General features: G+C 47.6%; 7 protein-coding genes. 3 read left to right on the forward strand and 4 right to left on the reverse strand.

All coding sequences use genetic code 11. The annotated features are described in order from the left end of the window. Positions 1–449 (reverse strand): serine O-acetyltransferase (gene cysE / locus RMO52_RS07845; RefSeq protein WP_310412632.1); only part of this gene is annotated, 449 nt, incomplete at its 3' end. 288 nt (positions 450–737) lie between these two features. Then, the gene (locus RMO52_RS07850; RefSeq protein ID WP_310412635.1) at positions 738–1478 is read right to left on the reverse strand and encodes a DUF561 domain-containing protein; all 741 of its coding nucleotides are present in this window, start codon (positions 1476–1478) and stop codon (positions 738–740) included. Positions 1479–1648: 170 nt separating this feature from the next. Here RMO52_RS07850 and RMO52_RS07855 point away from each other — a divergent pair, with 170 nt between their 5' ends. After that, positions 1649–2320, forward strand: a complete 672-nt coding sequence (locus RMO52_RS07855; protein ID WP_309738862.1) for an acetoacetate decarboxylase family protein — start codon at positions 1649–1651, stop codon at positions 2318–2320. On the opposite strand, the gene RMO52_RS07860 is transcribed toward RMO52_RS07855, so the two are convergent. Both RMO52_RS07860 and RMO52_RS07865 read right to left on the reverse strand, forming a co-directional pair. Further along, positions 2250–4739 carry a type II CAAX prenyl endopeptidase Rce1 family protein gene (locus tag RMO52_RS07860; RefSeq protein WP_310412639.1) on the reverse strand — a complete coding sequence of 830 codons (2490 nt, stop codon included), beginning with the start codon at positions 4737–4739 and terminating at the stop codon, positions 2250–2252. The two genes, RMO52_RS07855 and RMO52_RS07860, sit on opposite strands and share 71 nt — an antisense overlap. Positions 4740–4825: 86 nt before the next feature. Next, the gene (locus RMO52_RS07865) at positions 4826–5296 is read right to left on the reverse strand and encodes a tetratricopeptide repeat protein (protein WP_309738330.1); all 471 of its coding nucleotides are present in this window, start codon (positions 5294–5296) and stop codon (positions 4826–4828) included. A 201-nt stretch (positions 5297–5497) separates the two neighbouring features. Between RMO52_RS07865 and RMO52_RS07870 the strand changes: the two genes are divergently transcribed. Both RMO52_RS07870 and RMO52_RS07875 read left to right on the forward strand, forming a co-directional pair. After that, the gene (locus tag RMO52_RS07870) at positions 5498–6451 is read left to right on the forward strand and encodes a M48 family metallopeptidase (protein ID WP_310412643.1); all 954 of its coding nucleotides are present in this window, start codon (positions 5498–5500) and stop codon (positions 6449–6451) included. 292 nt (positions 6452–6743) lie between these two features. Continuing rightward, entirely contained in the window at positions 6744–7655 is a 912-nt protein-coding gene (locus tag RMO52_RS07875) for an acyl-CoA desaturase (protein WP_310412646.1), read from the forward strand. Positions 7656–7767: the final 112 nt, after the last annotated feature.

The following is a 7767-nucleotide window of genomic DNA, read 5'->3' on the forward strand; positions in this document are numbered from 1 at the left end:
ACGACAGAACCCGCTCCAATTCTGACATTACTACCGATTTGGAGATTGCCTAATACTTTCGCTCCCGCACCGACGATGACATTTTCGCCGAGGGTGGGGTGCCGTTTACCAATTTCTTTGCCAGTACCGCCGAGCGTCACGCCTTGATAAATCAGTGCGTAATCGCCAATAATTGCAGTCTCACCGATGACGACTCCCATCCCATGATCGATAAATACCCCCTTGCCAATTGTCGCGCCGGGGTGAATCTCAATGCCCGTAAAAAATCTCGCCAAATGCGAAATAAAGCGCGGAATAAACGGCACGCCCATGAGATACAACCAATGGGCGAAACGGTGTAGGGACAAAGCTTGTAGCCCAGGATAGCAGAAGAGAACCTCTACCCAGTTACGAGCAGCAGGATCGCGATCGAAAATAATGCGGAAGTCAGCAATTAGTTGAGCAAGCACAGCAGTGTTCCATTATCACTAGGAGGCTATTAAGTATTTTAGCGGGTATTTGGCGATCGAGGTCAGTAGGGTTTACCGGATCTGGGGTTAGGCTTTAGGCTTTAGGTTTTGGGCTTTAGGGGAAAGGGGAAAGGGGAAAGGGGAAAGATCTGTAGGTTGGGTTGAAGAATGAAACCCAATACACCTACTTATGTCGGCTCAGATCCTCCAAAGGAGAAGGATAACCCACCACAACATTCTGAGTCTCCCCGGCTCCCCGTCCCCCCGTCCCCCGTCCCCTCGTCTTCTCTACCCTCTTACAACAGCAGGAGTAGCCGCCAGTGCTTCTGCCAAGCTGCGAACTACGGCAATCATGGCGATTTCATCATTGAGCTTGTTGATTGCCGAACCGACACCGATGCCAGCGGCACCAGCGGAGATGGCGAGTGGTGCGGTGACGCTGGATAAACCAGACGCACAAAGTACGGGGACATCGACAGCGCGGGAGATTTCATAGGCAGCCGCTAGGGTAGGTGCTGCTTTTTCGATTAAGCCGAGGGTACCTGGGTGGGTAGGAGTGCTGCTGGTACCGCCTTCGGTTTGGATGATATCTGCACCCGCAGCGACTAGAGCTTGGGCTAGCTCGACTTGTTTGTCCAAGCTCAAGATGTGGGGAACGGTCACAGAGAGGGTAAGATTGGGCAGCAAGGCGCGAGTAGCTTGAGTGAGGGCTAAAACTTCATCTGCTTCAAATCGGATGCCTTGGGCGTAGAAACTATCAAAGTTACCGATTTCGATTAAGTCAGCACCTGCGGCGACAGCAGCTACAAATAGTTCGGGTTCGACAGCAGAAACGCAGATGGGGAGATTGGTAAGCTGACGTGCCATCTTGACTAATTCGGGATCGGCAGCAATATCGAGAAAGGTTGCACCGCCTAGATCTGCGGCTCTGACTACCATCGCTACCCGATCTCGATCGAAGTTATTTAACCCGCTGATGACTTTGAGGACGCGGTTACTAGCAAAGGCTGCGTGCAGGCTATTCAACATGTTTATCACTTGACGAAGGGACGTATAAAGCTGTATCTGAACCATTCTGACATCGATCGGCTAAACTTAACCCAACCGCGATACTAAAATCAACACGATCGGGCGACCTTTTTGCCCACGAATTTCCGTGTCATACTCAAAGATAGAGACCCTTTGGCGATCGCCCAATCATGTTCTATCCCGCACCTCCGTGGCAGCTTTATGGCACCGCACTCCAATCACTCCACGCGATCGATCTGGCTACAGCCAGACGCTTCGTACCGATCGATTTCGAGATCGTCCCCGTACTTCCAGGCAAAACGGTGGGTAGCTTATATCTGTCAGTCTATGAGACTAATTCGACACTTCAGTATCACGAATTAATTGTGGCTCCGGCGGTGGTGCGTTACCAAGACACAATCGGCGCATGGATTTCGCATATTTATGTCGATAATCCCGTATCTGTAGCGGGTGGGAGAAATATCTGGGGATTGCCCAAAGAGTTGGCGGATTTTGGATGGAACGATCGCAATATTACGGTTTCACAAGCTAATAAGTTGCTATGTCGAGTCGATCGATCCACGACAGCACTACCACTTTCATTCTGGGGCAAACTCAAAATTGGTGGTGATGTCTTTGGTAATTTAGAACGAGATATTTTAGCATTTCGAGGTGATGTAGAAACCGGACTCCAATGGACGCCATTTCAACTGAGTATTCCTGCTGAAAGTCCTTTTTCTGAAGTCAATTTAGGTCATCCTTGGTTGACGATCCAATTAGACAACCTGCATCTTACTGCAAATGCGCCATCAAACGTGGGACGTTCGATTTCGTCAGCCTTTGCGATCCGCCGAGACACTTGAGCCACACGCCGACAACTACCCAATGAATCATTACCGCTACCCAAATCGCACCAGTAGCTAGATAAGAAATCGTACAAACTCCACCTAACAACCCTGTCAAAGTTAGGAATCTCCAGTCCATAAAGGTGGGATTGCCCAAGCTGTAAAATGTGCGGGCATTTAATGGGTGATAGCCGATAAATAATATTAAGGATATTAGCGATGCTCCAGAGACATGTAACCATGAATCTGTCTCGATCGGGTGGGGAATTAATAATAGTCTAAATAGACATTCTTCTACCAATGCAGGCATCAAGAATAAACCGATCCACGATCGGATCTGTCGCCATAATCCCGACTGTAAATTAGCAGGTTCAGGGGTGAATGTTAAAAACTTAGATCTAAATCCGATCGATAGCGCAACTACCGCATAACCAATTAATAATCCCAATCCGAGTAGCCATCCCGCTAAATTTGGGAGCGTAACCAGCCCTGCCCAAACTCTCACGATTAACATTGCCAAGAGCGGAATTTGCCCGAATAAAATTGTCGGTGCGATCGGAAAAATATCGGGATTTGTACCACCTATCTGGGCGGTATTTAGAAACCAAATTGTCGCCCCCCGACGAGTAAAAGTCTTGGCAATCCCCTCCTGAGCGCCACGCGGTAACATCGTCCGCCAGCTTACCAATCCTGCGATCGGATTATTGCTACTACTAAACCCTTTATCTACTCGAATACCAGCAAGTTTCGCCGCGTTTTGTTGCCAATCTTGGCGAACTATTCCTAGTGGCGCGAGGGTAGTTTCTAGCTCTGCGCCTAGAGATTGTAACTCTCTAAATCGTAGAGTTTGCGGCTCCTGTGGATGAGCGGCGAGCCAAGCTTGAATCGCTGGCTGTGCGGCTTGACGGTTTAGTTGCCGAATTGTCACATACAAGGCTTGATTGGCATCTTGCACGCAGGAAGTCGCAGGTGTGACGCTGGCACTCCCAGTACCATCACCAGTCCGATAACGCGCCGCAAAAATATTTAATTGGCGCTGTAACTCCGTCAGGGGCGAAAGTTTAATCCCGTCAAAATCATAATCCTCCGTCACAGGTGGGTAACTAATTAACAGATCCGCAACTGGGCGCGTCGCCATCCAGCCCCGCTGAAGATGCCCCTGATACGTTGCCCAATCCTGTTTTCCTGCCACGATGCCATCGGGATTGTGTGCATATACCTGATTGTATTCTACCTGCCACTCCGGTGCGCCAGTCAATACCGATCGCGTCACCGTTGCCATCCCATAGGCAAAATGCCCGGTAATAGTCTGCCAGATGTCGGCAGGATCGCCAGTTTTACCACCAATCCCACCAAATGAATGGATGACTAAGGCTTTGGTACCCAATCCTGAAAAATTTTTGGTGGACGTGCCGACAAATTTAACTTGTGATAACTTACCTTGATGCTGAGGCGTATTTTGCCAATGCTGTCGATCGAGATAATCAAACTTGGCATCTGTATCGACGATCTCCCGCTGTGATGTCAGTGTAAATAACGATCGCGGTTGGAGCGCAGCAACAGTAAATACACCCGCCAGATCGCGATCTCCATAAATATACCAGCCCTGACTCCCGGCTGGAGATCGCTCCAAATCTCGAATCGAACTCGGCAATAACCCCGACTGTTTAGCTGGCATCTGAGGAATCCGAATCGTCTCGATTTGTCCCTGAAAGCCGCGAGTATTTAGATCGTAATGTCGGACACTAAAATACTCATTCAGACAGGATTTAGCATTTGGACAAGTAGTTTTATGACTATGATCCGCACCCAGAATTTTGACTAATCCGGTTAAAGTACCCGTAATCTGAGTCGGTTCGCGATCGATCGTCAAAATCGCACTCTGAGATCCAGTTTCAGGATCGACATTTACCCCAGTCAATCTTACCAATATATCGTCTACAAGTCTGGCACCTGCTAGCGACTGGAGCGCACCCACCGCCGATCTCCCATTCAGCCGTTGGGGATGAATATTACCCTTGCGCTGACTGGCAATCGTCTCGGCTGTAAACCGAACATCTGTAGTCACCTGGCGAACATCTGCCTGAAGATCGGATTGAGGCTGCCATGTCAGGCGCACCTTTTTACCAATTAGCGATCGATTTAGCTCCGGTGCATGTTTAATTTCCACCCACACCCAGTCAGTCAAAGTCGATTTGGCGATCTCCTCCTGGCTGGGGAGTATCAGTCTGCCAATCCACTCACCATTTGAACGATAATTGGCGCTCTGAGTGTTGTTGAGACTCGACCGATCTAAATCATCATTTGCTGCCGAAACCACCAGCGGTATAGCCGAAATCATGGGTTTCAGATCTGCCAATGTCGCAGCAGGAGACAACCATGCCCAGTACATCCCGATCGCCCACAACACCGCCACCCACCAAGATCTAAGCTTCATCACTGGCGAATTTAATTTGCGAATTTGTCTCTTACCAACCTGGTAAATCTTGCGGAACAGAAAGTGCGATCGAGACATCCCCTACTTTAACTCAACCTCGCCGTACATTCGAGGATCAGGCGTTGATTTTCGATCGCGTGGGGCTGGATATCTAGCGCCAAGCGGAACGCCCTAATCGCAGCGGAATAATTGCCCAGAGCGGCATGACACAGCCCCAATCCGTGCAGCGCGCCGAAATGGACGGGATTGAGTTCGATCGCTTTTTCACAATCGGCGATCGCGCGTTCGTAGTTTTGATTCATAAATTTCAGTACCGCTCGTCGATTCCACGCTTCAGCAAAATCTGGCAAAGCATCGACTAGATCGTCTAAAATCAAAGTAGCACCGACAACATTACCTTTAGATAGCAATCGTTCGCTTTCTTCGATCTGTTCGAGAGGAATCTTGCCTTTTTGCCAGAACCAGATGCTCCAGAGTTGACGAGTAGCGCGTTCTCGAATATTTAGATCGCTATTTTTTAGATCCAATAATAATTTATCAACTAAATTTTGATTCATAGCGGTTACTAACAAATTATTCAATTCGTAACAAAGAGCTTGGTGCAGTTAAAGGTCTTGAAATAGTCTAACTCTCTACTATTATTTCAGACCAGAAGGTGCCAATTGTTACCTGTTAATATTCTTTTAGTATAATAGACCTAAGTACCGATAGACAACATCTGGCACCAACTAATTTTTGAAGATTATTTATCCTCATATATGGCTACTTATCCAGGTATTTCCAGCGAAGCTTTCAAGCATCCACTCGATCTTCAGGCAGAACAAGCTCTCCGTAGCGTTCCCGGTTTTAATTTAGTAGCGAGTAAATTTGTAGAGTTTCTCTACGAGCGACCGCAACTGGTGTACCTGATGGGCAATAGCATCCAAGCTGGCCCCAGGCAATATGCGACTATTTATGGGATGTTTCGGGAATGCGTTCGCGATCTCGATATTTATCCCGAACCGATCTTATTTGTCAGCCAAAATCCCCAAGTTAATAGTTATGCAATGGGGCAAGAAAATCCCTACATTGTCATTAATACAGGCTTGCTGGATTTACTCGAAGAAAATGAAATTAAAACTGTTCTAGCTCACGAATTAGGACATATTAAATGTGGACATACCATCCTCATTCAAATGGCTATGTGGGTGATGAATGCGGCTTCAGTTATTGGTGAGATGACTTTTGGACTGGGAAATATCATTAGCAATGGATTAATCGTAGCCTTTTACGAGTGGCGACGCAAGGCTGAACTATCATCAGATCGAGCAGCCTTGCTAGTGATGGACGATCCTCGGGTGGTGATGACGACAATGATGAAACTTGCTGGTGGGAGTAGCAAATTTAGCGATGAATGCAGTCTCGAAGAATTCATCAAGCAATCGGAAAGTTATCGAAACTTAGATGAAGACGGACTGAATCAAATCTATAAAGCGCTAATGTATGTAGGCGTAAATGGAATGCTCAGCCATCCTTTTCCCGTCGAACGCCTTCACTATCTCCAAGAGTGGACGAATTCTAGTGAATATCGCGATATCCGGCGCGGCGAATATCAACGCGTGACGATCGATACCGTCAATACCGAACCAACTGCCAGCGAAACCGCCCGATTGCAGCGCAAAATTGATGAACTGCAACGGGAGATCGACAGGCGGAGATCGGAAGGTCGTTAAATTAATTAATAATTAATAATTAATAATTGAATTATTAGGTTGGGGATTGAAACCCCTGTTTTTAGTTGATTGTCGTGAGATGGGTGTCACGCTGCTCTGCTCGATCTTGGATGCGATCGAGGTGAAGAGAATTTAGGTGTATTGCTTCTGAATCAGAAGCTACACCTAATTTTGTATAAGGATACAGTGTCATCGTTCCTAGCGATGTTGTCACATCAGGATTTGTAGATACAATATCCTATGACAAGAGTAAAAATGTCTAATTAATTTTGGATCGGTACTTAGGAAATAAATGAAGCAGTATTCTCCACTCACGATCGTTTCATACATAATGGGGCCGCTGCTGATTATCATTAGTCACTTCGGATCGCTGCTAGTACTCAGTACTGGCTTATCATGGGGATCTGGATTCTGGATTGGATTTTTGTATCTCACCAGGATGCTCGCAACCACGAGTATTTATCATCGACTGCTCACCCACAAAAGCTATCAAGCTCCAGCGATCGTCCTGTGGATCGGTAGTATTATCGCATCCTCCGCCGGACACATGGGGCCGAGTTGGTGGAAAGCGCACCATCTGACTCATCATCAACATGCCGATGGCGATCTCGATCCGCACTCGCCACATACACCCGCACAGGGAGTGGGTGGCTTTTATTGGTCGCAGGCGGGTTGGCTGTTGTCCTCCCGCTTTTTTCCGGCTAAATTGCCGAGCGATGTCGAAAAGGATCTCGTCCTCAAGATAATCGATCGATTGCACTTTGTCCCGGTGGTGGCACTGGCGGCAATTTCTTATTGGCTGGGTGGATTGGAATATTTGGGCGCATTCTTCCTCAGTACCACGTTGCTATTTCATGGTGTCCAAACAGTGAACTCGCTGAGTCATCTATTTGGCGAGCAGCCATTTAATACCAACGATCTCAGCCGTAACAATGGATTTGTGGCATTGCTGAGTTTGGGTGAAGGTTGGCACAATCTCCACCATGCCTTTCCGTCATCTAGTCGGCATGGGATTACGATTCGCGGCGGAACAGCGATTTACCTAATCGATCCAACCTTTAGCTTTATCAAAGTGCTGGAGTTCTGCTCCCTAGCTTCAAAACTCAAAGTCCCCAGTACTAAAGAGCTACTGGCGCGTGCTAAAAACCGTAAATTACCACAAATCGACATCCCCGCGAGCGTCGAAACATCTGTAAATTCTTAACCTCAGCGGTTAGAAACCACTACTCAGAATGCAAAGTTCGCCTGTGCGGTCTAAGATTCTAGTCCGCGTAGCGAAAAGTGCGGTCTTGGGGTCTCCCCGTCTTGGCGTTTTT

It is taken from the genome of Chamaesiphon sp. OTE_8_metabat_110 (assembly GCF_031382685.1).
In the GTDB taxonomy this organism is placed as follows: Bacteria; Cyanobacteriota; Cyanobacteriia; order Cyanobacteriales; family Chamaesiphonaceae; genus Chamaesiphon.